This is a genomic window from Nocardia sp. AB354, from assembly GCF_049538315.1.
Lineage (GTDB): Bacteria > Actinomycetota > Actinomycetes > Mycobacteriales > Mycobacteriaceae > Nocardia > Nocardia nova.
The window spans coordinates 25,539-51,313 of the sequence record NZ_JBMVFU010000034.1; the positions used below are offsets into that span (position 1 = coordinate 25,539).

A 25,775-nucleotide genomic window follows, 5' to 3' on the forward strand; every position below is an offset into this window, starting at 1 on the left:
TGAAAATGGCGTCGGGAGTGTCGAATTCACGCATTGCGTGCCTCTCGCTGGTGTGCGGCCCTTGCCGGGGTGAGCCGGGACATCGGCGCCATTCCGCACATGCCCGCGCGTCACCGGTGAACATGTCGGGCGAGGACGCCGAGCAGACGGGGGACGACGACGTACACCGCGGCCGGAACCACGAACGCGGTGAGTACGAGTGCGCGCAGCACGGGATGCCAGCCGGCCGTGAACGGTGCCATCGCGGTCATTCCGAGGGCGACCATAGGGAAGATCGCGAGCCAGGTGACGGCGGCGCGGACGTGCACGGATGGGGCGGGAACAGTGGTGCTCACAGTGACTCCTCAAGACTCCAACTAGATGGTTGTAGATGTGAGTAGACACCGTCGGGAGAAATTCTGCAACTGTTTAGTTGGAAAATTTGCTAATCTGGCCGCATGGCCTGGGACACCGAACGCACCCGACGATTGCTGCTGGACGCCGCGGTGGCGGAATTCGGTGAGCGCGGGCTGGCAGGTGCGCGCGTGGACCGCATCGCGGCCGCTGCGGGGGTCAACAAGGAGCGGATCTACAAGTATTTCGGCACCAAGGATCAGCTCTTCGCCATCGTGATCGCCCGGGAAATCGGCGAACTCGGTGAGGCGGTTCAGGTCGAAGGGGAGGGAACCGCTGCGGTGATCGGTTATGCCGAGCGGTTCTTCGATCACCTCTGCGACAAGCCCGCATTGGCGCGCCTGCTGTTCTGGGAGAGTCTGGAACTGGGGGCACCGGTGGCCGAATCCGAGCGGCGCGAGAGCATGCTGGGCAAGCTTCGAAGTATCCGCGACGCCGTGCCGGAGCTCCCGGAATCCGCTGCGAGAGAACTACTTCTGACGATTCTGTCGCTGTGTTACAGCTGGCATGCGTTGCCTACCCTGGATCGCCTGGCCACCGCCACGGAGCCCGACGCTGCCCGACGGTCGGCCCGGCGTACGGCGATCGGCGAAACGGTGGCGGCCGAGCTGGCGCTACACGTGTCCGACGACGCCTCGGTTACGCGGCAGTGGTCGGGATAGGCGCCCGCGACCCCTGGTGCGCACTGCGCAACCCGTTTCCGGATCACCGAGCGAGACATTCCGATCAGCGGCGAGCCTGCGCGGCTTACGGGCATTTCAGGATTTGGCATGCCTGGATGAAGTGTTCACGCCGGACGTCTCTTCCGTTGGAACCGCCGTTGATGATGCGCGAGACGGGATCGATGCTCGCGGGGTCCTGGGGGTGCGCGTTGTCGGCGGCGGAGTTGAGGTTGTGGGTGTTCCAGTACCACGCGGCCGTGGCGAACGCGTACTTCGGATCCGCCACAAGCTCAGGGTGATTGACGAAGTCGACACCGAGCGCCTGGCTTGCGCGTTCGTAGTTGTTGCGTCCGGTGAGTTGGAGGCCACCGCGCCCTTTGTACCGGGGGCCGTCGCCCGGTTGGGTGTTGCCGAGATCTGCCCGCCCGTTGTAGTCGCTACCGTCGCTGTACTCGGTCAACGTGGCGAAACCGGCGGTCTCCTGTCCGACCTGGGCGAGGAAAGCGGCGGCGCGCTGCGGTGTGTCGATTCCGGCCGACTGCATCGCGCTATTGATCTCCGGTAGCCAGGTGGTGACATTCGCCTGATCGGCGCCGGGCAGCGCCGCGGGGGCCGCGATCGGCGGAGGGGCCGGGGCCGCGACGGGCTGAAGGGCCGGGGCCGCGGCGGGCTGAGGGGCCGGGCCGGGTGCCTGAGCTGCTCCGGGCGCGCCGGCTGCGGCGACGGTAGTCGCGAGCGCCTTGATATCGATCGCCTGTGCTGTGGACGACTGGCCACCGCCGGCCGTGGCGATGATGGTCGCTGCCGCGGTGGCGGCCAGCGACACGGCACCGGCGGTGCGGACGATCGAGGTCATGGATCTGCGGCGTGTGGATGTTGCGGACATGCGGTCTGATTCCTGTTCTCGACTGTTCGGGCACACAGCGGGCAGCGAGCAGCCGGGCGGGTCCGGATGAACTCGCCTCTGCACGGAGTGCTGTGGGGATGGCCTGACCCGGAACGACCGAACTGTCGCGATGCTGCGGGCGCTGCGCTGTGCCGCGCCTCGACCGGAGTCGGGCGCGCGTCCTACCGCGATCAGTCCGCCGACCGGTTTCTCACGCCGAAGGCGCGGCTAGAATTTGGCGGCGGTTTCAATTGGGAGGTGCGAATTACGATTCGCAAGGCACATTCGGACCAGGTAGCCGAACGTATATCCATACGATAACGCTCCGGCATCACTCCGACAACGACGAGACGTCGGAAGCGGAGCCGCGCGATGGTTGGTTACCACATTTTCAGGCGTCTGACCGGGGGGAGTTTCCTAAACTATGTCGCCGCTCACAGTTTGCGGTTCTGTATTCCAGATCACGTTCACATCACGAAAGCCGTTACGTGTTCGAGCGTCACGAGGCCGGACGGGGGCATATTTCGCCGGCCTGGTCGGCCCTTCGCTCGCGCCTCGGCCATGTCTTCGCGGGTGCGTAAGTGGCCGAGGTTGGCTTCGAATTCGGCGACCATCGCCAGCGTTTGCAGGAAGAGATTGCCGAACGGATCGTTCCCGTCGTTGATCCGGCTGCCGAGCCCGAAACGCACCTCGCGTTCACGCAGTCGAACCACCGTTCGAATCGTCAATCATCAAGTGGCGCAACAAGGCTCAACCTGCGTCGATCCAGATAGGCGCGTCGGAACCGCCGTTCGATCGAAGTCGCCGCAGCGGTAGTGATCTACTGGATTCATGATGGCAGGGGAAACTCCGGCGACGCTCACCGAGGCACTGCTGGCGGGCCCACGTGGTCGTCGTCTTCTCCTCGAGTACGCGCGCATCGCCGACGAGCGTGCGCGCGTCGAACACACGCACGACTCCTTCTGCTCCGGAGTGTTCTACGCCGCTCACCAACTCGACGCGGGAAGCGGAGTCGCATGCGTCATCTACGGACCCGGCGCCGACCAGCCCCTCCCGCGCGTCGCCCCCGAACACGTGGCGCGACTGCTGGCGGACGTGCCGCTGCCGGATGTGACGAAAAAGGACCTGCATACCGCGCTCGCGGCGACCACTGATTCCGCCCGGTACTGGCAGGAGCCCGAAGGTGAAGATGTTCTCGCCATGACGGACCCGATGCTTCCAGAACTGCGACGCGTCGCCGGACACCTCAGTGCGTCGGAGCACGCTCGGTGGTGGACCACCGGCGTTGTTCGCGACGAGCAGTGGTCCCTGAGATGGGGCAAGCGACGCGACAGCGTTCCTTCGGTCGGGAAAGTGCTCACCACATGGCTGGACCGGGTCGTTGCGGAGGAGAAACGCGCGGCGCGAGAACGCCCCACCGATCCGACAGCCGCCTACTCCGGCGTGTGGTGGTCGTCGCCGCTCGGTGTTCCGTGCTCCACGCGGACACTCGATGACGGTTCGCCCGCGTCCCTGTGGTTCGTCGAAGACTCCGCGGGTGAGAATCGTGCCTGGGCTCGGCGACAGATCATCCCGGCAGACATCGATACGTTCGAAATCGACGGCGCTGCCGCCTGGGCGCATCTGTGTCAGCGGTTCCCGCTCGAGGTCACGGCGCAGAAACGCCACGACTGGTACCGCACCACGGGCCGCGACGGACGGTGGGTTCTGCCCGACTGGCATGCCGTAGCCGAGGAGTACGGGGGAGTGCACCTCACCGTCGCCGGCTATCTCGCGGCTGCGGGCATCGCTATCGATGTCGACGGTGACGCGGCGTCGGTGATCGCGGGATGGGCACCCGACGAAGCGTTCTGGCTCACCGGTGACGTCCGCGCCGACGGTGACATCGTCGAATGGGCGCGCGACGACATCAACGAGACGTGGTCCGGCATCCGAAGCGGGGCTGGTGGCCGCAGTGCGAATTCCGGCCACAGTTGATGTGCCGCAGAGTTGATCAGGACGCCCACGAGCGGTGAAGTAGCCCCTGCGCCGCGGTAACAATGTCTGTAGCACCAAGCCTGGGTCGCGATCAGGCGTCGGGACTGCGTGTCTTCTCCCGGTGAGCGGAACGAAGAGACGTCGCTTCGGTTCGCCGCGCCGGCGGCACGGCTTTCCCGATGGATGGAATGGCTCGACGATCTGCGGGCGCCGAGCTCCTAGCGTTGCGTGGTCGCGAGTGACCGAAATCGACATCTCGGAGGTGGGCAAGTGTTCTCGGAGCGGGCATTCTTCTCGTTCATCGAACTGACCGATCCCGACAGGCATCGGGAATACAACGAATGGCATCAGCTGGATCACCGGCCGGAGAATTTGCTGCTACCAGGGGTCGCGTGGGGCGATCGCTGGGCCCGCCGCCGAGACCGCGGCGCAGAGCTCGGGACTTCCGCGGGGGAGCTGGCCGGTACCGACTATATGGCCATGTATTGGTTCCGGCCGCCGTACGAGCAGAGTATCGCCGAATGGACCAAGCTGGGTGAAGACTCCTTCCAGTGGGGGCGGGGCCCGATTCTGCCGGGGATCCGGCGGTCCCTGCTGGCGTTCTTCACTCCGGTGAAAGGCTATGTGGCACCACGGGTTCTGGTGTCGGCCGACGCGCTGCCGTTCCGGCCGAACCGCGGGCTGCACGTCACCCTCACATATCTGGCCGACCCGCACGGTGTGCCCGCGCACGAGCAGTTTCGCTGGCAGGATCGGGTGCGGATCCCCGATCTGCTGGGGTGTCCCGGGGTGGCGGGCGCGTGGTCGTTCGCCCTGCATTCGGTGCAGACGCATCCGACACTGCCGCTCGGGGAGGCACGGCGAGAGTATTCCAGCGGTGCGTTGCGGATTCGCCTGTTGTATCTGGACGGCGATCCCGGGACGGTGTCGAGCGAACTTGCCGAGCACGAGCGGGAATGGGACGCGGCGGGCCGTGGTGCCCCCTGTCCAGAGGCCGAGGAGGTGCTGTTCGCCGCGCCGGTGCATTCGATCGTGCCTTGGCAGGACTGGTAGCAGTGATGCGGAGCGCCGAGTTGTCGTCCGGATAGTGGGAAACCATCGAGTCCGGAACTGAGCAACACGCGCTGATACGGACCTTCGTCGTGGTGTTGTCGCATGGCGGTGTGGTGGCGCGAGAGAGCCGGCACGACGAGCTGGACGCGCTCCTCGCACGTGCTAGCGTATGATCCGGCGATTCGGTGAATACCCGTTCGCCGAACCGGTCCGGGAGGTGATGCGGATGCCGTCTGCGAAGCAGCGTGTGACCGCGACCGATGTTGCCCGTTCACTCGGACTGTCGCGCGCGACTGTCGGGTTCGTCCTCAACAGCACTCCCGGGCAGACGATTCCGGAGAAAACCAGGCAGCGGGTGCTGGCCGAAGCCGAGCGGCTCGGATACCGGCCCAACCGAGCGGCGCAGACATTGCGCCGTGGCAGTAGTCGCCTGGTGCTGTTGGTGCTGCCCGACTGGCCGGTCGAAGACAGTATGGCGGAGTATGTCGACGAAATGGCTTGTGCGCTGGATCGAGCCGGCTATTCGCTGATCACCTACACCCGCCGGGCGGCGGATCGCTCCCGGCCGCTCTGGGAGTCGGTCACCCCCGACGTGGTGATCGGTCTGGCCGATTTCGATGCGGAAGAACAGGATTCGTTGCGGGCCAGCGGGGTCCGCCGAGTTGTCATCGGAACGGTAGGGCGCTCGGAGGCGGCTGTCGCGGGGGTGGGGTTGCAGGTGGAGCACCTCTATTCCCTGGGGCATCGGCGGCTGGCCTATGCCACCGGCCGTGACGAGAGACTCGCAGATCTCGTCGCCGCGCGAGTGGCAGCCGCGCAGGGGGCAGCCCAGCGTTTGGGGCTCGAACCGCTCGACGTTCGTGAAGTCGGCACGGGAGAGGCGTCGGCCGTAACGAGTGTCCTGGCCTGGCGTGACAGCGGTGTCACCGGTGTCGTGGCCTACAACGACACCGTGGCGGCGATCGTTGTCGGTGCTGCGATGCGGGCTGGTATCGGTGTCCCGGCACCCTTGGCGGTGATCGGTCACGACGACACCCGACTGGCGGCTGTGTTCGTACCTTCGCTATCGAGTGTGCGGATGGACGCGGCAGGGGTGGCTCGATACACCGCCGACCTCGCATTGCACGCCGCCGGTGAACTCGCCGCGGCGCCGGAGCCGGCGTTGCCGATCATGACGATGATCCGTCGCGAGTCCAGCTAGTCACCGCTAATCGCGTTGTGCTGCAGTGTAATCGGCGCAAATCCACATAGAACGTCCCGAACCCGGAGCGTAGACCGGGGCGTTGCTACCGACATTGAAGCCCAGCCGTACTAACACGAGATAGTTAGGCATGTTTCGTGAAGGGTGGCTGCTGTGTTATCCGGGCACACTTCCCCGGCCGTATTCCGCTCGGCGGGAAATGCGATGCGCCGCGGGTACGGGCTCAGCCACTCTTACCGGATATGCGAACAGAAATTCCTGCAGTCGTTCCCGCGGCCGACGTCGAGGACTGGACCGGGCACGCGGATGTGATCGTCGTCGGATTGGGCATCGCGGGGGGATGCGCGGCGGCGGAGGCCGCGGCACACGGCGCCAACGTACTGGTGCTCGAGCGGGCTGCGGCCGGCGGTGGTACATCGGCGATGGCCGGCGGCCATTTCTATCTCGGCGGCGGCACCGCGGTGCAGACCGCCACCGGACACACCGACTCCGCGGTGGAAATGGAGAAATACCTCACGGCCGTTTCGCGGGAACCCGATGTGCGCAAGATCCACGATTACTGCGTCGACAGTGTGGCGCATTTCGAGTGGCTGGAAGGTCTGGGCTTTCGCTTCGAGCGGAGCTTCTATCCCGAGAAGGCCGTCATTCAGCCGGGGACCCAAGGCTTGATGTACACCGGCAACGAAAAGGTATGGCCCTTCTGCGAACTGGCTGTCCCCGCGCCGCGCGGCCACAAAGTGCCCGTGGCCGGTGACACGGGTGGAGCGGCGCTCGTGACCGGTCTGCTGGTGCAGCGGCTCGAGCAACTCGGTGTCGAGATCCGGTACGAAACCGGAGCACAGCAGCTGATCTGCGATGAGAGTGGAGCCGTGGTCGGGGTGCGCTGGAAACGGTTCGCGGAATCCGGGGCCGTGAAGGCGCGTGCGGTGGTTCTCGCCGCCGGGGGTTTCGTCATGAATCCCGATATGGTGCGGCAATACGTGCCGCAGCTCGCGGAGAAACCGTATCCGCTCGGCTCGTCGTTCGACGACGGCCTCGGTATCCGGATGGGTATGTCGGTTGGGGCTGCCACCGCGCATATGGACCAGTGTTTCGTGACGGCGCCGGTGTACCCGCCTGCCCGGCACCTCACCGGAATCATCGTCAACGCGCAGGGGGAGCGGTTCGTCGCCGAAGACTCCTATCACGCCCGCACCGCCGGATTCGTCTTGGAACAGCCGGATGCGAAGGCATTCCTCATCCTGGACGAATCGCACTTGGCGAAGCGGGATTTCGAACTGGTGCCGTTCATCGACGGGTGGGAGACGGTCGGCGAGATGGAGACCGCGCTCGGCATTCCACCGGGCAATCTGCAGCGGACGCTGGATGCCTACAACGCGCACGCGGCCGAGCACTCCGACCCGGAATTCGGCAAGCGACCCGAGTATCTGGAGGCGCAGGACCGCGGTCCCTGGGCGGCATTCAACCTGTCGCTGGGCGTGGCGTCCTATGCCGGATTCACCCTCGGCGGACTACGGACGACCGTCGACGGACAGGTCGAGCGCCCGGACGGGACCACCGTTGCGGGTCTGTACGCAGCCGGCGCCTGTGCCTCCACGCTGGCTCAAGACGGCAAGGGGTACGCCAGCGGTACACAGCTGGGTGCGGGGTCGTATTTCGGCCGCCGGGCCGGTCGGCATGCAGCGTTCTCGGCCGGCAGAGAAGCGGATTCGTCTCACTCGCGGAGCCCGATGACCAGTTGAGGCCGGCCTCCCCGACGGTGCCGGAGGGGATCGGGCCGTGCCGGGGAGTGTGCCGCTCACCGGGAAAGCGGGCTAAAGCCGTGCGAGCCCGGTGGACATGGCCTTGCTTCCGATACGCATGCTGCCCCAACGGAGATATCCACATCTTCCCCAACTGCGGGCACTGGGTGATGATCGAGCAGTAGGAAGCGTGGGAAGCGGCGGTTCTAGCGTTCCTCCGCCGCTGACAGTGCCGCCGGCGTCGTGTCGGTGATGACCGGCGCCGACATCGCACAGAAACTGTGACACACACGGTCTTTGACGAGCTGCTCGGGGCACTCCGGATCGAACCACCGGTCCACATGTCCCCAGTGCACCGGATGATTCATATAGGGCCCGAGCAGCGTGTCGAGATCGGCGAACTCCTGCTCCCAGACATGGGTCCAGGCCGACGTTCCGGAAGCGTGAGCGACGCGACTGAGCTGCCACGCCCGGATTCCCGGCAGATGTACGGGCATCTGCAGCATCGCGTGTTCGAACCGCCCGAGTTCCGCGGGCGAAGCGGAATCGTCCACGCGTAACAGCAACGTCCGATAGACCGAGGCCGGGCTCGACGAGTTGCGGCGTCCCGCCCGGTCCTGCCCGGGCGATCCACCGCGATATTCGGCGGCATCGACGTGGTGAATGGAGCCGCCGGAGGTCGCCGCGTCGATCGGTGCCCGCCAGCGCGACCATTCCGATTCCGACTCGAATTGCAGGTGGACGAGAAGGTCCCCGCCGTTGCGTGCTCCGGGCAGTGTGGGCGCGACGAGGGTGTACCGAGCGGGAATCGAATCGGCCGCGGCGGTGATGGTGCGTAGTACCGCCGCCCTGTCCGCGGTGTCGTCCAGATGGAGTAGTCGGGTCACCTTATACATGGCACAGCCCTTCTACGGCATCGGCCGCGGCGGCCATGGACCGGGACCGTTCGACGATCATGGGGGATACCGACTGCCACCATTGGGCGTACACCGGATCGTGGCGTCCCTTCACTGCCGCGGCCCACCACTGCTGCGGGCCCTCGACGGTCCAGGTCGCGGTGACGATATTGCTCTCCGCATCGATCCAGGCCGGCGGGCTGACCAGGACGCGGTCCAAGGTCAGACCGCGTTCCCGCGCGCCGGGGGCGTATTCGCTCAAATACGCGTCGATGAAAGCGCGCGCGTGGCCGGGTTTGAGCACTATCCGGTCGATGATGTAGATGGTGCTGTCGCTCATGGTGTTCAACGTAAGTGGTGCGCCGCCGAGTGGGTGATCTCGTTCCCGTCAGCCGGGAGCGGCCGGGGGCAAGGGGTCCGGAATGCCTTGTAAGCTCGGCGATTATGGGTGCTGACGTCGATTCTTTCCCCAACTTGCCCGCCACCAGCTGGGCAGTATTGGGGATGTTGTCATTCGGTGAGGAATTGACCGGCAACGAATTGAAGAAATGGGCCGACTGGAGTATCGGATTCTTCTATTGGAGTCCGTCGGTAAGCCAGATCTACGGCGAACTGAAGAAGCTCGAGGACCTGTCGCTGGTGCAGTCCCGACTGGTCGCGGACGAGGGCGTGCGCAACCGGCGGCTGTATCGCATCACCGAGGACGGGCTGCGCGCGCTGCGTAACTGGTCGCGCGATGCCGACGTGGACATGCCGGTGCTCAAACATGGGGTGATGCTTCGCCTTTGGATGGGTCATCTGCACGATCCGGAGCAGTTGAAGCGCATCGTCAGGACCCATATCGACAACCTTCGCGAGCGCGCGCGGCGAGCGGGACGGCACGCCGACCGGTCGGATCCGGAGCCTGGATGGTCGTTCACGCAGATGAGTTTGCGATGGTCGCAGCGCTATTTCGAAGCCGAGATCGAGCTGGCCGAGCAGCTACTCGCGGATATCGATGCCGCGGCCGAGCATTATCGCTCCTCGGTCGTCACCGACGAATTCGGACTTCCGGTGCCGCGTCATCCCGGAAGTTGGCGTGCTGTGGGCGCTGACGATCCGGACGCGGAGACCGGAACCGACCAGTCAGCCTTCGGCGAGAACGGAGGGCGCGGTCGGTAGCGATCGCAAGATGTTCCTGCGCTGCAACGTCGGAGTCACGAACCGGCCGGCGTTGAGGCTGCGCACGATGGCGGCGGCCGTGAGCTGCACCGGCGTGGTCATGCGGCTGTCGAACGACATCTTGTTGAGCGGACCGCAGATGGACACTGCGGTCCTGGCCTCGCCCACCTCCCCGATCGGAGCGGCGATACAGCCGAACCCGGTCGGTGCGCCGTTTCGTTCGACGGCATAACCCAGCTGCCGGACCACCTCGCCGCCCGGTTCGGCGTGGTTGTCGTATGCCAGCAAAGCCTTGCCCAATGCCGTGCGGGCGGCGGGCAGGCGGCCGCCGATGCGCGTCGGAACCTGCGCGGCCAGCCGGCCGCCGATCTTGTCCAGGTACACCACATCGGCGCCGTCGAGCACCGCGAGATGCACCACCATGCCGGTGGCGCGGTACAGGTGATGCAGGTGTTCGCGCGCCGCGGCGTGCACCCGATCTTGGTGGACGGCCAGCGAGCCGAGCTCGACGAGCCTGATCCCCAGGCTGTAGCTGCGGCCCTGGCGCTGCAACCAGCGCAGGCGGACGAGCCGATCGAGCATCCGGTGCGCCGACGAGCGAGGCAGTCCGGTCCGGGACACGATCTCGGTCAGACCGAGACTTTCGTGTCCGTCGAAGGCGTCGAGGACGAGAGTCAACCGGTCGAGGATATTGCTGGGGGTGTTCGCCTCGGCCGCGTGAATCTCCTGCGTAACGGTCATGCTGTGCTCCTCGTTGACCACGGCGACGATCTGACGTGCCTATTTCGATTAGAAAATACTGGCACATCGACGCTGATCTGTGAAGCGGGTCACGGAGTTTGCTGCCGTCGTGGCAGGTGTGCCGAAATTTCTGCGAACCGTTGTCCCGGTGAACGGGAACCGCCGTCCGCGACCGGGTGTCCGATCCGCACATAATCGCCGCTGACATCGATATGTGATGCACATCATGCGAGGAGCCCGGTGTGCCGACGAACACTCGGCGTGGCTCCTCCTCGCAGAAGGAGATCTCGGATCATGAAACTTGGCGGACTTGCTCGCCACCGGCGAACACTTGCCGGATTCAGCGCATTGGCCCTGATAGGGGCTTTGGGCGCGAGTGCATGTAGCAGCGACGACACCTCGAACAACAGCGCGATCGCCGGTGCCTCGACCACATCGCTGCCGGACAACCCGGCCTCCGGTACACCGGTGAAGATCGGGTTCGTCTCCACCGAGGGCGGCGCGGTCGTCTCGATTCCGGAAATGCGTCAGGGGGCCGAGGCCGCGGTCCAGTATGTGAACAAGAACGCCGGTGGGTTGGCCGGGCATCCGATCGACCTGGTCGTGTGCAAGCAGCAGGAGGAACCGACCTCGGCGACCAAGTGCGCCAACGAGTTGGTCGAACAGAAGGTGGCGGCCGTCCTGTCGCCGGGAACCTCGCAGGGTCCGGCCATCGTGCCGATCGTCGCGGGGGCGGGGATCCCCTACGTCACCCTCAACGGTGTGTCGCAGGTGGAGCTGGCCTCGCCGGAATCATCGTCGCTGTCGGCCGGGTTGCCCGGCACGATCACCGCGATGGCGCAGGCGGCCAAGAAACAGAACATGAAGACGTTCACCATCTTCGCCAGTGACGGCGGCGGTATCGGCGCCATGATCAACGCGATGGGCGCTCCGATCTTCCAGGGGGCCGGCGTCGACCTGAAGGTGGTGCCGATCGCCCTCGGCGTGCCGGACCCGACTCCGCTGGTCACCTCCGGACTGTCCGCCAAGCCGGACGGTGTCAGCGTCATCGCCGATGCCGGAACCTGCACCTCGGTGTACAAAGCGATCCAGACCGCCGATCCGAACGTGCAGAAGGTCTACATCCCGACGTGCCTCGATCCCTCGGTCACCAACATCATCGGGATGGACACGGTCAAGGGCAGCATCGGCATCACCGCCACCGACTATCTGTCCGATCGCCCGGATTCGGTGCTCTACCGCTCCGTGCTGCAGCGGTACGCGAAGGATCTGAACGTCACCGGCGCCGCGTCCTCCGGCTACCAGCTCGTCATGGCGCTGGTCGGGGCCACGAAGAATCTGCAGGGCCAGGCCGATGCGGCGGGCATCAAGCAGGCGTTGAAGACGGCCCAGAACGTCGAGATGCCGGCCGGCGGCGGGATCACGTTCACCTGCAACGGCACCGCCGTGCCGCAGATGCCGTCGATCTGCTCGCATCAGATGCTGATCGGCAAGATCAACGACAAGGGTGTCCCGGTGGACCTCGAAGTGACCGGATAGGTCAAGGGTAACAACGGGATTCGGCCAGAGAGATCGCCATGACAGACCATCTTTCCTACCTCGTGCTCGGCCTAGGAAACGGGGCCGTGTACGCGGCCATCGGACTCGCGCTCGTGATGACGTTCAAGAGTTCCGGTGTGGTGAACTTCGCGACCGGCACGGTCGCGCTGTACACCGCCTACACCTACGCCTTGCTCCGCAAGGGGGAGTTGCTGGTTCCGATACCGGGGCTGCCCAAGTCCATCCATCTCGGTGGGCCACTGGGTGTCGCCCCGGCCATGGCGATCTCTCTGGTCTTCGCCGCCGTCCTCGGCGTGCTCTGCTACGCGCTGGTGTTCCGGCCGATGCGGACCGCGTCGGTGGTGGCGAAGGCGGTGGCATCTATCGGGTTGATGATCGTGATCCAGGCGCTGATCGCGCAGCGGGTCGGCACCGGACTCGTTGCCGTCCAGCCGATTTTCGCGCTCGACACCTTCCGGATCGGGGACCGAACCGTGCCCACCGACCGGATCTGGCTCGCGGCCTCGATCATCGGCATCGCGATCGTCGCGACGCTCGTGTTCCGCTTCACCCGCTTCGGTGTCGCGACCGAGGCGGCCGCCGAATCGGAGAAGGGCGCCTACCTGACCGGGCTGTCCCCGGACCGGATCGCGTTCAGCAACTGGGCGCTGTCCTCGGTGGTCGCGGGCCTCGGCGGCATTCTCATCGCGCCGCTGGTGGCGCTGAATCCGGTCGCTTATTCCATGTTCATCGTGCCGGCACTGGCGGCCACCCTGGTGGGCAATTTCAGTTCCATCTGGCTGACCGTGGCCGCGGGCATCGCGATCGGCGCCCTGCAGGCGGAGGCCACGAATCTGCAGGACCTCTACAGCTGGATGCCGAAGTCCGGTACGGCCGAAGCGATTTCGCTGCTGCTGATTCTGGGATTCCTGGTCGTGAAGGGACGGCCGCTGCCCGACCGCGGCAGCGTGGTGCGCAAGGCCCTCGGACGCGCCCCGCGACCCGATCACATAGCGATCCCCGCAATGCTGTCGCTGGTGGTCGCCGTCGTGGCGCTGACCGCGACATCCGGCAGCTACCGGGCCGCCGTCGTCAGCAGCATCATCTTCGGCGTGCTCGCCCTGTCGCAGGTCGTGGTCACCGGATATGCCGGTCAGATCTCGCTGGCCCAGCTCACCCTCGCGGGTGTTTCGGCCTATGCGTTGAGCGTGCTGAACCAGCACCTGGGGATCCCGTTTCCGTTCGCGCCGATCCTGTCCGCCCTGTTCGCGACCCTCGTCGGCGTGGTGGTCGGCCTGCCGGCGCTGCGGGTGCGTGGCCTGCCGCTCACCGTGGTCACGCTGGCGCTCGCGGTCTTCGTCGAAGCGTTCTGGTTCCGCAATTCCGACCTCAACGGCGGTGTCGCCGGTGCGCCGATCGACAACCCCCGGCTGTTCGGCATCGACCTCGGAATCGGTGCGGGACATGCCTATCCGCGCATCGCGTTCGGTGTGTTGTGCCTGGCGGTACTGACGATGGTCGGACTCGGTGTCGCCTGGTTGCGCCGCAGCAGCCTCGGTACCGACATGCTCGCCGTGCGCGTCAACGAACGTTCGGCGGCGGCCGCGGGCATCGATGTGTCGCGCACCAAACTGATCACCTTCGCGATCGGCGCTTTCATCGCCGGGTTGTCGGGTGCTCTGCTCGGCTATCAACAGACTCTTGCCACGCCGGAGCCGTTCGCGGTGTTCGCCGGCATCGGGCTGTTCGCCATCATGTACGTCGCCGGCGTCACCTCGATCACGGGCGCGATCCTGGCCGGTCTCATGGCTCCGGGGGGTGTGGTCTACCTGCTGGTCGACCGCTTCCTGCACATCGGTGACTACTACGCCGTACTGAGTGGAATTCTGCTCATCATCACGGTGATGACCAATCCCGACGGCATCGCCAGTCGCCTGCCGCGGGTTCGGTGGCCTGCGCCGCGCCGCGGCGATCGCACCTCGTCCGGCGGGGTGGAGGTGACCGATGCCGTGACGCCGCGCGACGCCGACATTCCGCTGCTGTCGGTCGACGGCGTCAGTGTGTCCTACGGTGCGGTGGCCGCGGTATCGAATGTCACCTTCGAGGTGTTCCCGGGTGAGATCGTCGGCCTGATCGGGCCCAACGGCGCCGGCAAGACCACGCTGATCGATGCCGTCACCGGATTTGCCTCGGCGAGTGGTGCTATCACCCTGGACGGCACCGCCATCGCCGGTGCACCGCCTCATGTCCGCGCACGATCGGGACTGGGCCGCAGCTTCCAGGATGTGGAACTCTACGACGATCTCACCGTCGCGGAGAACGTCCGGGTCGGCGCCGCCCGATCACAGTCGAAACTTCCGGTTGCCCAGTTGGTTTCGCGCACACTGGCTGTCCTCGGACTCGGGGACATGGCCGATGCCGCGGCGGCCTCGCTGTCGCAGGGACAACGGCAACTGGTCTCGGTGGCCCGCGTGCTGGCCGCGGCCCCCGCGGTGGCGCTGCTCGATGAACCCGCCGCGGGACTGGACAACAACGAAAGCCGTTGGCTCGGTGAGAAGTTGCGTTCCGTGCGCGACAGCGGGACCGCGATTCTGCTGGTGGATCACGATATGGAGCTGGTACTCACCATCTGCGATCGGGTGATCGTGCTCGACCTGGGCACGGTGATCGCCAGTGGGCCACCGGAATCGATCCGGACGAATACCGAGGTGCTGCGCGCCTACCTCGGCGTCTCGTCCGACACCGTCGAAGTGGCTTCCGAAGCAGTGCCCGAATTGCAGTCCGGCGCTCTGACCACGCAGGAGGCATAGCCATGACAACAGTGCTGGAATGTCGCGACCTCAGTGCCGGCTACATCAAGCAGCGACCGTGCCTGCGCGGTGTGGACCTGGATCTGCACGCCGGGGAGATCACCTGCCTGCTGGGGCCGAACGGGGCGGGCAAGACCACGTTGCTCTCGACCTTGTCCGGACTGCTGCCTCGGGCCGGCGGTGAGATCCGGGTCGAGGGCGCCGACATCGTGAGCGGACGCCCACGAGCCGCAGTGCGTGCCGGAGTCGTGCTGGTGCCCGACGACCGGGCCTTGTTCCGGCAGTTGAGCACCCGGCAGAACCTGCGTCTCGCCGTGGCAGAGCGCGCCCGGCGCCGGACGGCGATCCCCGAAGTGCTGCAGTACTTCCCGGCCCTGGAGAAGCGGCTGTCGGTCAACGCCGGGCGACTGTCGGGCGGGGAGCAGCAGATGCTGGCCATCGGCCGGGCGATTCTGCAGCGCCCCAAGGTCCTTCTCATCGACGAACTCAGTATGGGACTGGCCCCGGTCATCGTCCGCGAAATCCTGGATGTGCTGCGTGCACTCGCCGACGACGGCATGAGCGTGCTACTGGTCGAGCAGCATGTGCACCTGGCGCTGGGAATCGCCGACCGAGCCGCGATCCTGGTGCACGGCACGGTCGCGGATTCCGATACCGCCGAAGCGCTGCGTGCCGATCCACGCCGAATCGAGCGGGCGTATCTCGGTGAGGCAGCCGAGGATTCGGCCGCGACGGCGGTCTCCTGACCCCGAGCTCGCCATGCGCGGCCGGCACCGGTGCGGACCGGGCAAATCGGTGTCGCCGCAGTGGCCGGCCGAAACACCTGTCGCGATGCGGATCGGTCGACCCCGACTGTTCCGCTCCACGGGACGGGATCCGTGTTCGCCGGTAGGTTCGAGGAAGGATTTCGGTACTACCGTTGTCACCCGGTGTGCGCCGGTGGCGTTGTCGTCGAGGAGGGCCGGGTATTGCGCGGGATCAACCACGTCGTCCTGTACGTGTCGGATCTACAGCGCAGCCTGGACTTCTACGAGGGTGTACTCGGGTTCCGCCGGCTTCCCGGAGCATTTCCCGGCGCTGCCTTTCTGCGCCACGCGGACTCGGCCAACGATCACGATCTCGGTCTGTTCCAGGCCCGTGAGCGCGCGACGCCGGTATCCGGCGCTGTCGGCCTCTATCACGTGGCGTGGGAGGTGGACACCCTGGCCGAACTCGCGGCACTGCACAAACGTCTCGCCGCGGCAAGGGCTTTGACCGGCACCGGCGACCACGGCTCCACCAAGGCCCTCTACGGGCGCGATCCCGACGGGATCGAATTCGAGGTGTGCTGGCTGGTGCCCGACGAATGTGTCGAGCAGGCCCTGATGCCGGGTACTCCGCCGACCGCTCCGCTCGATCTCGCCGCCGAGATCGAGCGTTACGGCGCGTCCACTCCGGGCGGTCCCCGCACCGATCCGACCGTGTGGGAGCGCATCGCGGCACGGTACGCGGACGGGTTCTGACAGACCTCTCCCGCTGAATGGGAGGGCGTCGGCTGACGCCGATCGCGGAAACCTATCGTCCTGTCATGCCACGTGCTTGTGACCCAGTTCACCGCCGTGAACCGGGTGCACCGGGCCTCTCGGGCCACCGCCTTCGCACCCTGCGGTAGTCGTGGCTCACGTGGGCTGTGGAGCCGAGAATGCCACGGCTGCACCTACTTTCCGTCCCTATCACCGTTGCTGGAGGGCCTCACAATGACCAATCCCGTCGACACCGTCGCCGCCGCCGTCGCGGCGGCGAAAGCCCCGACCTACGAGGCCCGCAGGATCTCGACCGGATACTCCTGGCCGGAGTGCCCCCGCTGGCACGAGGACACCTTCTGGTTCTCGGACATGTACACCGGAACGTTGAAGACCCTCGACGCGGCAGGCAACGCCACCGTCGTCGTCGACGCGAACGCACGGGCGGCGAAGACCGACGTGCCGATCGTGCTGGGCGGATTCGGCTGGTTGCCGGACGGGCGGCTGATCGTGGTGTCCATGCACGAGAAGCTGGTGCTGATCCACGGCGGGGGCGGGCCCGAGGACCTGTCGGTGTACGCCGACATCTCCGAGCACTGCTCGGCCGCGGCCAACGACATGGTGGTCGACGCCGACGGGCGCGCCTACATCACCCAGCTCGGCTTCGATCTGTTCAAGGGCGAGGATCCCGTTCCGTCACCTCTGATCGTGGTGGAACCGGACGGCACCGTCGGCACTCCCGAGAAGGTCGGTCCGCTGTTGTGCGCCAACGGGATTGCCGTCAGCGCCGACGGGACCCGGGTCTACACCGCCGAGGTGATGGCCTTCAAGATCACCGTGATGGATCGCGCCGCCGACGGCACCCTGTCGAATCCGCGAGAGTTCGCCACCTGCCCGTTCATGCCGGACGGGATCGGCCTCGACGCCGAGGGCGGGGTCTGGGCGGCCATGCCCGGCGGCGGATATGTCGCGCGCTTCACCGATCAGGGCATCACCGACGCCGTCTCGCTGCCGCTGGAGAACGGCATCGCCTCCGCCTGCCTGCTCGGCGGTCCCGATCGCAGCACCCTGTACCTGACCGCCGGTTACGAGGTCTTCGATTTCGAGAAGTCCGCCCGGGAAGCACTCGGTGGCATCTGGGTGGCGGACGTGCCGCAGCACGGCGGCGACACCCGTCCCTGATCCCGTCCGAAGCCCACCGAATTCACAGAGCTCGAGGAAAAGATAATGGCAACACTGGATTTCAGCGATCGCGTCGTCATCGTGACCGGCGCGGGCCGGGGCATCGGGCGCGCCCATGCGCTGCTGCTCGCCTCGCGCGGCGCCTCGGTCGTGGTCGGCGACCTCGGTGCGAGCATCGACGGTTCCGGCGTGGACGGTGACGATCCGGCCGCGCAGGTCGTCGACGAGATCACCGCCGCCGGCGGCAGAGCGGTGGCGTGCGCTGCGGACGTGTCCACCGAGGACGGCGCCCGCGCCCTCGTCGACGCGGCGGTCTCCTCTTTCGGCGGGCTTACCAGCGTGGTGAACAATGCCGGCATCGTCCGCACCGCGCCGTTCGACGAGGTGCCCGACGAGGAATATCAACGCCACCTCGACGTCCACTACTTCGGCACTCTGCGTGTATGCCGGGCGGCGTGGCCGCATCTGCTGCGGGCCGAATCGCCGCGTATCGTCAACACCATTTCGCAAGCGATGCTGGGCAATCCGGGGATGTCGCACTACGGCGGCTCCAAGGGCGCGGTGTTCAGCCTGACCCGCAACCTCGCCCTCGAAGGGCTGGACAAGGGCATCAAAGTGAACGCCGTCGCTCCCGGGGCGGGTACCCGCATGGCCGAAGCCGCCGCCGACACCTTGTCGCCGGAAATCATGGAGTACATGCGCACCTCGCTGCTGCCCGAGCACATCGCACCGGTGGTGGCCTACCTGCTGCACCCCAGCTGCGATGTCACCGGTGAGGTGTTCAACGTGGCCGGCGGCATCGTGAACCGGCTGGCACTGGTCAACACCGTCGGCATCCATGACCCAGGCCTGACGGTCGAGAGCGTCGCGGAGCGGTTCGACCAGGTCATGGCGATCACCCCCGATGCCTTGCCGCAGGTCGTCGCGCCGGCGCAGATGCCGGTGTCCTGACCACCTTCGACAGCCCCGACTGGAGTTTGCTCATGAGTACGACAGAAACGGTCACCCCGACCGAATACCCCTTCGAGCCGGTGCCGCCGAAGGACGCCGTCGATCGTTACCGGGCTATCGCCGCGGAGCGGCCGATGACGAAGATGACGATGCCCTTCGGCGGCGACGTGTGGGTCATCCACCGCAACGCCGCCGCCCGCGAGATGCTCGGTGACGGGCGGTTCGTACGTGAACCGTTCCGCACCGGCGAACGGGTGGTGCCCTACTTCGTGGAATTCCCCGACTTCCTCAGGACGACACTGCAATTCGAGGACCCGCCGCATCACACCAAACTGCGCAAACTCGTCCAGCGCTCGATCTCGCCCAAGCGAGTGAAGGCGATGCGGGATTCGGCCGTCGAGTTCGCCAACCATCTCATCGACGAGATGGTCGCCAAGGGTGCGCCCAGCAACCTGGTCCACGACTATGCCGTCGCCTTGCCGATCCAGATGCTGGCCAACCTGCTCGGGGTACCGCCGGAGGACCGTCCGAAATTCCAGAAATGGAGTTCGGCGACTCTCGCGGTGGCGAATATGCCGGAGGAAGAAGTCGTCGCCAACATGACCGAACTGGTCGTGTACATGATGGCGCTGATCGAGGAACGGCGGAAGAGCCCGCGCGAGGATCTGCTCAGCGATCTGGCCAATGCCCGCGACAAGGACGACAGCCTCACCGACGGCGAGATTCTGCCGATCGCGCTGGTGCTCATCATCGGCGGATTCGACAACACCGCGAATTTCATCTGCGCCGGTGTGCTGTCGCTGCTGCGCAACCCCGACCAGCTCGAGTTGTTCCTGCAGGATCCGGACGGCATGGCGCCGACCGCCGTCGAGGAGATTCTGCGCCACGGTCGAATGGCGTTGGGGGACAAGGTCGCCGGTGGTGGCGGACTCGTGCCGTTCGTCGCCACCGAGGATGTGGAAATCGACGGTCAGCTGGTCGCTCGCGGTGAGGCCGTGATGGTCGACCCGGCGGCGGTGGCGCACGACGGTGTGGCCCTCGAACACGACGACGTCTTCGATATCCGGCGCAGCAACAACCCGCATCTGACGCTGAGCTACGGGCTGCACCACTGCCTGGGCGCGCCCCTGGCCCGGATGGAGATGCAGGTCGGGCTGGCCGAGCTGTTCAAGCGGCTGCCCGGGTTGACACTGCACGGTGATGCGGTCGTCGACAACGACAACCTTACCCAGCCGATCGTCGATCTGCCGGTCACCTGGTAGGAGCGTGCCGATGCCCAAAGTGTTCTACACCCAGCCCGACGGCCAGGTGCGTGTCGTCGACGGCGCCGTCGGTGATTCGGTGATGTCGACCGCGGTCAAGAACGGCGTGAACGGCATCGTCGGCCAATGCGGCGGAACCTTGTCGTGCGCGACCTGCCACGTGTATCTCGAGCCGGGCGAATTGGGGTACTTCGCCGATCCGTCCGAGGACGAGGACGAGATGCTGGACTGCACGGCCTCCGATCGCGAGGACAACTCGCGGCTGTCGTGCCAGCTCACGTTGTCCGACGGTGTCGATCTGCACGTAACCATTCCCGACGAGCAGGTCTGACGATGACCGAATCGCAGGACGGGACCGACGTGCAGGCGCCACCCCACAGTGTGGTGGTGGTCGGCGCCGCACACGCCGGGGTGCAGCTCGCCGATCGCCTTCGCGCCGGGGGCTACACCGGTGAGCTCACGCTGATCTCGGATGAGCCGCATCTGCCGTATCAGCGCCCGCCGCTGTCGAAGGCGTGGCTGAAAGGTGAGGCCACCGGTGACTCGGTGCTGTTGCGCGAACCGGATTATTACCGCGACCAGAAGATCGAACTGATCGTCGGTGCCCGGGTCACGCACCTGAGCCGCACCCCGGCCGGCGTCGAGGTGCGGTTCACCCGCGACGGTGAGAATTCGATCCGGAAATTCGACCGGCTGGTGCTGGCCACCGGCGCGCGTCCGCGGCGTTTGCCGCTGCCCGGCGCGGATCATCCCGATGTGCTGGTGCTGCGCGACCTCGACGATGCCCGCCTGCTCGCCGCGCGGGTGCCGGCCGGGCCCGTCGTGGTCGTCGGCGGCGGCTTCGTCGGTCTCGAGGTCGCCGCCACGGCGCGGGCACTGGGAGCCGACGTGACCGTGATCGAGGCAGGGGAGCGGCTGCTCGCGCGGGCGGTGGGTGCCGACACCGCCGAGGCACTGCTCGCCGCTCACCGAACGATGGCGACCGACGTGGTGCTGGGAGCGCTGCCGGTGTCGATCGAGCACCACGACAACAGGATTCACGCGGTACGGCTCGCCGACGGACGCGAAATCCCGGCGGCGACGGTCGTCGTGGGGATCGGGGCCGAGGCCCGGACCGAGCTGGCCGAGCAACTCGGGCTCGACTGCGACGGCGGCATCCTCGTGGACCGGCACTGCCTGGCCTCGGACGGCTGGACTCTCGCCATCGGCGACTGCGCCACCCATGTATCCGAGTCCGGCGCTCGCTACCGGCTCGAATCGGTGGACAATGCGGTCGAGCAGGCCAATGCGGCTGCTGCGGTGCTGCTGGGCCAACCGTGCCCGCAGCGGCCCATCCCATGGTTCTGGTCGGATCAGGGGGATCAGAAGTTGCAGATCGCCGGCCTCATCGGCGGGCACACGTCGATGCTGGTTCGCACCGATCCGCAGCGTCCGCATCGGCGGGTAGCGCTGTACTTCACCGACGATGCGCTGATTGCCGCCGAATGCCTCAACTCCCCAGCGGATTTCGTGGCATTGCGGTCGGCGCTGAGCCGCGGGCATCGGCCGGGGCCGAAGGATCTGGCGGACACAGCCGTTCCGCTCAAGAAGCTCCTGGCTCCGGCGCGGAGCTAGGTCTGTGTCGTCGCGATTGTACGGAAATCTGTTATGGCAAAGCTGATCTCGAGCCGCCCTCGGGTGGCGTCGCGGTTGCGTCACATCCGCATCGAAGCCGGTGCGTTGAGGCTCGACTACAAGGCGGGCGCTGAGCAGGCACGCGACGTGGCGTGCGCGCTGACGCAGCTGTCGTCGGATCTCATGGTCACCGTCGACGACGAGGTGTGCCGCGATCTGCCGCCCTTGCCGTGCGCTGGATTGTGGTCCTGAGCGTCGCTGCAGACCTGCCGGGAAGCCCGTTGCGGGCCTGTAACTCGGCGCCGGACTCGTCGAATCATCCCATCGCCGAGCGGGCCTCGGCGATGGGAGGTCTCTCGAACGTGGTCACACGGGAAGACCGAGTGGGTTCTCCTCGGTGACATCGCTCCGGTCGTCGGTGCTCACCAGCGGGCAGCGCGTGCCGGTGAAGATGCTGGCCGCGCACAGGTTGCAGTGGATGCACAGCGACTTCTTCGACGACTCCGCTCGGATGCGATTGATCAGATCGGGCTCACGCAGCAGTGCCCGCGCCATCGCCACGAACTCGAACCCGTCGCTCATCGCGGTGTTCATGTCGGCGAGGTCGGTGATTCCGCCGAGCAGCACCAGCGGCATGTCCAGTTCGTTGCGGAACTGGCGTGCGTAGTCACGGAAGTAGAGGGGTTCGTACGGGTAGTGCTCGAACACGAAGCGGCCGAACATCTTCATGCCCAGTTTCACCAGACCGCTTTGGGTCTCGGCCATTTCGCGGATTGGTACATCGCCGCGGAACAGATACATCGGGTTGAGTAGCGAGGACCCGCCGGTCAGCTCCAACGCGTCGACATGGCCGTCGCTCTCCACCATCCGCGCGAAGAGCAGGGATTCGTCGAGCCACAGACCGCCGGGTACGCCGTCGGCCATGTTCATTTTCGCCAGCACCGCGATCTGTCCGTCCGCTGCTTCGCGGACCGCCTGCAGAATTCGGCGGGCGAACTCCGCGCGACGGTGGAGCGGGCCGCCCCAGGAATCCTTGCGGCGGTTGATCTTCGGGCTGAGGAACGAGCTGGCGAGATAGTTGTGGCCGAGGTGGACCTCCACCGCGTCGAATCCCACCTCGATCGCGTTCCGTGTCGCGCGGGCGTGATCGTCGATGATCCGCCGGATATCTGCTTCGGTTGCGGCGCGATCCAGGCTCATCGACAACGGGTTCGGTCGCGTCGACGGGGCCAGCGAGGGCAGACCGGTGGAACGTGAGTTGGCGACCGGACCCGCGTGCCCGATCTGCGCGGATATCGCGGCGCCGGTGGCATGCACCGCCTCGGTGAGTCGTCGTAACCCGGGAAGTGCCTCGGGGCGCCAGTAGATCTGGTCGCGTTCGGTGCGGCCCTCGGGTGAGACCGCCAGGTAGGCGACGGTGGTCATGCCGGCCCCGCCCGCGCCGACCGCCACGTGGAAGTCGATCAACGCGTCGGTGACCAGGGCGTCGGTGGTGACCCCCTCGAAGGTGGCGGACTTGATCACGCGGTTGCGCAACCGGATCGGGCCGAGGGTGGCAGGCGCCAGCGGATCCGGATGTGCGGGCGCGGGCATCGGGGTGACGGACATGGTGGAACTCCTTGTCAGGACTGGTTGGTGGCGGGAGTGCTGCGGTCGCCCCGGACATCCACGGGAGCGTGAATATCCATCCAGCGCAACATCTCGTCGACCACATCCGCGCAGTCGCCCTCTGCGCCGGCATCGGCCCATTCGACCAGTGCGGCGAAGGATGCGGCTTGGTAGGCGGTAGCGAGCGCGCGGCAGATCGCCAGTGGTGCATCCGGGAGGACACCGGATATGTATGTCGCCAGAGTGTCGATCCACGGCCGGTAGGCCAGCGGCGCGATGGCGGCCAGCTCCGGTTCGGCGGAGATCAGGCGCAACCACCGCGGCGCGATCCGGCTGATCCCCGGGTCGTGCGAGACCGATTCGACGACGGCCGCGCGAATGACAGCCGACGGGTCGGCGTTGTCCGTCGCGTTGTCGAGGGCATCGCGAAGCCTGCTCGTGGCGGGCTCGACACCGAGGTAGGCGATATCCGAACGAGACGAGAAGTGACGCAGCAGGGTTCGGGCGCTGATGCCGGTCGCATCGGCCAGATCGCTCCAGCTGGTCGTCGAGTATCCACGTTCGGACCACAGGTGAAGCGCGCATTCGGCGACGGCCCGAGTGTCCAGCACGGACGGACGCCCGCGCCCGCGCCGAGCTGCGGTGTTCGGGGGCATGGCCCCAGTTCACCATTTTTGTCGTAGTGTGTCAATATTGCGTGGAGTCGCAGAAGTGGCAGTCGGCAGAGCGGAAAGCAGGCAAGCGATGGGCGTCTATGTCGTGACCGGATCGGCATCGGGAATGGGACGAGCGGTGGCGGACAAACTTCGTCGAAATGGCCACACCGCGGTCGGGGTCGACCTGCGTGATGCCGACGTGGTCGCCGATCTGTCCACCGCCGAGGGCCGTCGCGCGGCTGTCGATGGCGTCCGCGCCGCAGTGGACGGACACCTCGACGGTGCTGTCCTCGCAGCCGGGGTCGGCCCTGCTCCCGGTGCGGAACGCCCCCGGCTGATCTACGAGGTGAACTATCGCGGCGTCATCGAGTTGCTGGACGGCTGGCGGCCGCTGTTGGCTGCGGCGACCGATGCCAAGGTAGTGGTCTTCGGCAGCAACGCGACCACGACCACGCCCGCGGTCCCCGGCCGCGCGATCCGCGCGCTGCTGGCGGGGGATACCGACAAGGCTCTGCGCGCGGTGCGGATCTTCGGCCGGAACGCGCCCTCGTTCGCCTACGCGGCGTCGAAGATCGCGGTGAGCCGCTGGGTCCGGCGCCAGGCCGTCACCGCCGCCTGGGCCGGCGAAGGGATCCGGCTCAATGTGCTGGCGCCGGGCGCCATCTTGACGCCGCTGCTGGAAAAACAACTCGCCACTCCACGGGAAGCCGCGGCCATCCGCCAGTTCCCGGTGCCGATCGGCGGTTTCGGCGACGCGGGCGACCTGGCGGATTGGGTGCTGTTCATGCTGTCCGATGCAGCGCGGTTCCTCTGCGGCAGCGTGGTTTTCGTCGATGGTGGCAGTGACGCGTATTTCCGGGCCGACGACTGGCCGCGCGCCGTTCCGGTCCGGAAGATCCTCGGCTACCTCCGGCGTTTCCGCGGATTCAGCGCCGGCTGAGGGGCCCGGAGAAGCCCCGCCGGATCAACGAGACTGCCGGAAGCGGGCGGCGACGAGCGCGCCCACTTCCGCGATCGCGGCCCGGCCGCGGGCCACGGACGGTGCCTGCATGGCGAATCCGTGACCCACACCCGGATAGCGCAGCTGCGCAGTCGGCACGCCTGCCTCCCGGAGCCGGTCGCCGTAGGCTTCGACGCCGTCGCGGATCGGGTCGGCATAGCCGACGGCGATGATCGCGGGAGGCAGATCGGCGAGCGAATTCGCCAGTGCCGGAACGCCATAGGCGTCGTCGGTCGAGGGATCGGGGCCGAGGTAGAGACTCTTCATCCAGTCGATGTCCTCGGCGGTGAGGAAGGGGGACGAGCCGAACTGACGCATCGAGGGACGGTCGGTGCGGCGCTCGACACCGGGGTAGAACAGTACCTGCTGCGCGATGGTCGGGCCGTAGTCGTCGCGGCTGCGCAGTGTCGTGGCGGCGGCGAGTCCGCCGCCGGCGCTGTCTCCGCCGACGCCGATCCGGGTGGCGTCGACGCCCCAGTTCGATGCGGTGTCGACGGCCCAGCACAGCGCCGCGTAAGCCTCGTCGTTGGCGACGGGGTAGCGGTACTCCGGGGCGAGGCGGTAGTCGACGTTGAACAGCACCACTCCGGTCGCGTCGGCGATATCGCGGGCGAGGCGGTCGAAGGACTGCAACGTGCCCATGATCATGCCGCCGCCGTGGAACCACACCAGGGCGGGCGCATCGGATTCCGGTGCGGTCAGCGGATGGTAGACCCGCACCGGGACCGCACCGTGCGGGCCGTCGAAGGTGGTGTCGCGCACGGTGCGCATGTCGGGGCCGGGCGGGCGCACGATGGATTCGAGGGACCGGCGTGCGGCTTCGACTCCGGCGGCGTGCATGGGGCCGGTCTTGTTCGCGCGGACTCGCTCGAGAATCACTTCGACGTCGGGATCCCAGGCGAACTGGTAGGGCTTGTACCCGCTTGATGCGGTCACGGT

25 protein-coding genes and 2 pseudogenes are annotated in these 25,775 nt (G+C 66.7%); 18 read left to right on the top strand and 9 right to left on the bottom strand.

Annotated elements, in window-relative coordinates; genetic code table 11:
• Nucleotides 1-110: 110 nt before the first annotated feature.
• A complete protein-coding gene (locus ACPCUW_RS32285; protein ID WP_036525741.1) occupies nucleotides 111-335 on the bottom strand; it encodes a hypothetical protein in 225 nt (74 codons plus the stop codon).
• 102 nt (nucleotides 336-437) lie between these two features.
• Between ACPCUW_RS32285 and ACPCUW_RS32290 the strand changes: the two genes are divergently transcribed.
• A complete protein-coding gene (locus ACPCUW_RS32290; protein WP_064907873.1) occupies nucleotides 438-1,055 on the top strand; it encodes a TetR/AcrR family transcriptional regulator in 618 nt (205 codons plus the stop codon).
• Between the two features lie 85 nt (nucleotides 1,056-1,140).
• Here the strand turns inward: ACPCUW_RS32290 and ACPCUW_RS32295 are convergent, their stop codons facing one another.
• A complete protein-coding gene (locus ACPCUW_RS32295; RefSeq protein WP_423429018.1) occupies nucleotides 1,141-1,941 on the bottom strand; it encodes a glycoside hydrolase family 19 protein in 801 nt (266 codons plus the stop codon).
• Nucleotides 1,942-2,477: 536 nt separating this feature from the next.
• Nucleotides 2,478-2,660 (bottom strand): annotated as a pseudogene (locus ACPCUW_RS32300) (recombinase family protein); the annotation flags it as partial.
• A 112-nt stretch (nucleotides 2,661-2,772) separates the two neighbouring features.
• On the opposite strand from ACPCUW_RS32300, the gene ACPCUW_RS32305 reads away from it, so the two are divergent.
• The 5 genes and pseudogenes from ACPCUW_RS32305 to ACPCUW_RS32325 form a co-directional block, all read left to right on the top strand.
• The gene (locus ACPCUW_RS32305) at nucleotides 2,773-3,918 is read left to right on the top strand and encodes a hypothetical protein (protein ID WP_423429020.1); all 1,146 of its coding nucleotides are present in this window, start codon (nucleotides 2,773-2,775) and stop codon (nucleotides 3,916-3,918) included.
• Between the two features lie 270 nt (nucleotides 3,919-4,188).
• On the top strand, nucleotides 4,189-4,971 hold the full coding sequence (locus ACPCUW_RS32310) for a hypothetical protein (RefSeq protein ID WP_423429022.1): 783 nt from the start codon (nucleotides 4,189-4,191) through the stop codon (nucleotides 4,969-4,971).
• Nucleotides 4,972-5,197: 226 nt separating this feature from the next.
• Nucleotides 5,198-6,172, top strand: a complete 975-nt coding sequence (locus tag ACPCUW_RS32315; RefSeq protein WP_423429024.1) for a LacI family DNA-binding transcriptional regulator — start codon at nucleotides 5,198-5,200, stop codon at nucleotides 6,170-6,172.
• A gap of 242 nt (nucleotides 6,173-6,414) precedes the next feature.
• Nucleotides 6,415-7,914 carry an FAD-binding protein gene (locus ACPCUW_RS32320; protein WP_423429026.1) on the top strand — a complete coding sequence of 500 codons (1,500 nt, stop codon included), beginning with the start codon at nucleotides 6,415-6,417 and terminating at the stop codon, nucleotides 7,912-7,914.
• Nucleotides 7,915-7,993: 79 nt separating this feature from the next.
• Nucleotides 7,994-8,099: pseudogene (locus ACPCUW_RS32325) on the top strand (alpha/beta hydrolase); the annotation flags it as partial.
• Nucleotides 8,100-8,120: 21 nt separating this feature from the next.
• Here ACPCUW_RS32325 and ACPCUW_RS32330 read toward each other — a convergent pair.
• The gene (locus ACPCUW_RS32330; RefSeq protein WP_423429028.1) at nucleotides 8,121-8,810 is read right to left on the bottom strand and encodes a Dabb family protein; all 690 of its coding nucleotides are present in this window, start codon (nucleotides 8,808-8,810) and stop codon (nucleotides 8,121-8,123) included.
• Nucleotides 8,803-9,150 carry a hypothetical protein gene (locus ACPCUW_RS32335; RefSeq protein WP_423429030.1) on the bottom strand — a complete coding sequence of 116 codons (348 nt, stop codon included), beginning with the start codon at nucleotides 9,148-9,150 and terminating at the stop codon, nucleotides 8,803-8,805. Before ACPCUW_RS32335 ends, ACPCUW_RS32330 begins: the two co-directional genes overlap by 8 nt.
• 104 nt (nucleotides 9,151-9,254) lie before the next feature.
• Here ACPCUW_RS32335 and ACPCUW_RS32340 point away from each other — a divergent pair, with 104 nt between their 5' ends.
• On the top strand, nucleotides 9,255-9,971 hold the full coding sequence (locus tag ACPCUW_RS32340) for a PadR family transcriptional regulator (protein ID WP_063013234.1): 717 nt from the start codon (nucleotides 9,255-9,257) through the stop codon (nucleotides 9,969-9,971).
• Here the strand turns inward: ACPCUW_RS32340 and ACPCUW_RS32345 are convergent.
• The gene (locus ACPCUW_RS32345; protein WP_064902536.1) at nucleotides 9,936-10,712 is read right to left on the bottom strand and encodes an IclR family transcriptional regulator; all 777 of its coding nucleotides are present in this window, start codon (nucleotides 10,710-10,712) and stop codon (nucleotides 9,936-9,938) included. The genes ACPCUW_RS32340 and ACPCUW_RS32345 overlap by 36 nt on opposite strands.
• Nucleotides 10,713-11,006: 294 nt before the next feature.
• Between ACPCUW_RS32345 and ACPCUW_RS32350 the strand changes: the two genes are divergently transcribed.
• From ACPCUW_RS32350 to ACPCUW_RS32395, 10 genes are all read left to right on the top strand, one after another.
• On the top strand, nucleotides 11,007-12,251 hold the full coding sequence (locus ACPCUW_RS32350; protein WP_423429031.1) for an ABC transporter substrate-binding protein: 1,245 nt from the start codon (nucleotides 11,007-11,009) through the stop codon (nucleotides 12,249-12,251).
• A 38-nt stretch (nucleotides 12,252-12,289) separates the two neighbouring features.
• Complete coding sequence (locus ACPCUW_RS32355) at nucleotides 12,290-15,061, top strand: ABC transporter permease subunit (protein ID WP_423429032.1); 2,772 nt, start codon at nucleotides 12,290-12,292, stop codon at nucleotides 15,059-15,061.
• 2 nt (nucleotides 15,062-15,063) lie between these two features.
• Nucleotides 15,064-15,807, top strand: coding sequence for an ABC transporter ATP-binding protein (locus ACPCUW_RS32360; RefSeq protein WP_423429034.1), 744 nt, complete (start codon nucleotides 15,064-15,066; stop codon nucleotides 15,805-15,807).
• A 222-nt stretch (nucleotides 15,808-16,029) separates the two neighbouring features.
• Nucleotides 16,030-16,563, top strand: a complete 534-nt coding sequence (locus ACPCUW_RS32365; RefSeq protein WP_423429082.1) for a VOC family protein — start codon at nucleotides 16,030-16,032, stop codon at nucleotides 16,561-16,563.
• Nucleotides 16,564-16,797: 234 nt separating this feature from the next.
• Nucleotides 16,798-17,745 carry an SMP-30/gluconolactonase/LRE family protein gene (locus tag ACPCUW_RS32370; RefSeq protein WP_423429035.1) on the top strand — a complete coding sequence of 316 codons (948 nt, stop codon included), beginning with the start codon at nucleotides 16,798-16,800 and terminating at the stop codon, nucleotides 17,743-17,745.
• A 45-nt stretch (nucleotides 17,746-17,790) separates the two neighbouring features.
• Nucleotides 17,791-18,696 (top strand): SDR family NAD(P)-dependent oxidoreductase, encoded by a 906-nt coding sequence (locus tag ACPCUW_RS32375; RefSeq protein WP_423429037.1) that lies wholly within the window; start codon nucleotides 17,791-17,793, stop codon nucleotides 18,694-18,696.
• Nucleotides 18,697-18,728: 32 nt separating this feature from the next.
• Nucleotides 18,729-19,958, top strand: coding sequence for a cytochrome P450 (locus ACPCUW_RS32380; protein WP_423429039.1), 1,230 nt, complete (start codon nucleotides 18,729-18,731; stop codon nucleotides 19,956-19,958).
• Between the two features lie 10 nt (nucleotides 19,959-19,968).
• Nucleotides 19,969-20,289 carry a 2Fe-2S iron-sulfur cluster-binding protein gene (locus ACPCUW_RS32385; RefSeq protein WP_030517599.1) on the top strand — a complete coding sequence of 107 codons (321 nt, stop codon included), beginning with the start codon at nucleotides 19,969-19,971 and terminating at the stop codon, nucleotides 20,287-20,289.
• A 2-nt stretch (nucleotides 20,290-20,291) separates the two neighbouring features.
• A complete protein-coding gene (locus tag ACPCUW_RS32390; protein WP_423429041.1) occupies nucleotides 20,292-21,572 on the top strand; it encodes an NAD(P)/FAD-dependent oxidoreductase in 1,281 nt (426 codons plus the stop codon).
• Nucleotides 21,573-21,605: 33 nt separating this feature from the next.
• Nucleotides 21,606-21,824 carry a hypothetical protein gene (locus tag ACPCUW_RS32395; protein WP_423429043.1) on the top strand — a complete coding sequence of 73 codons (219 nt, stop codon included), beginning with the start codon at nucleotides 21,606-21,608 and terminating at the stop codon, nucleotides 21,822-21,824.
• A 114-nt stretch (nucleotides 21,825-21,938) separates the two neighbouring features.
• Here the strand turns inward: ACPCUW_RS32395 and ACPCUW_RS32400 are convergent, their stop codons facing one another.
• A complete protein-coding gene (locus ACPCUW_RS32400) occupies nucleotides 21,939-23,180 on the bottom strand; it encodes an NADH:flavin oxidoreductase (protein WP_423429045.1) in 1,242 nt (413 codons plus the stop codon).
• 14 nt (nucleotides 23,181-23,194) lie between these two features.
• The gene (locus ACPCUW_RS32405) at nucleotides 23,195-23,791 is read right to left on the bottom strand and encodes a TetR/AcrR family transcriptional regulator (RefSeq protein ID WP_227463140.1); all 597 of its coding nucleotides are present in this window, start codon (nucleotides 23,789-23,791) and stop codon (nucleotides 23,195-23,197) included.
• Between the two features lie 133 nt (nucleotides 23,792-23,924).
• Here ACPCUW_RS32405 and ACPCUW_RS32410 point away from each other — a divergent pair, with 133 nt between their 5' ends.
• Nucleotides 23,925-24,776, top strand: coding sequence for an SDR family oxidoreductase (locus tag ACPCUW_RS32410; protein WP_423429047.1), 852 nt, complete (start codon nucleotides 23,925-23,927; stop codon nucleotides 24,774-24,776).
• Between the two features lie 24 nt (nucleotides 24,777-24,800).
• Here ACPCUW_RS32410 and ACPCUW_RS32415 read toward each other — a convergent pair whose 3' ends face one another.
• Entirely contained in the window at nucleotides 24,801-25,772 is a 972-nt protein-coding gene (locus tag ACPCUW_RS32415; protein WP_423429048.1) for an alpha/beta hydrolase, read from the bottom strand.
• Nucleotides 25,773-25,775: the final 3 nt, after the last annotated feature.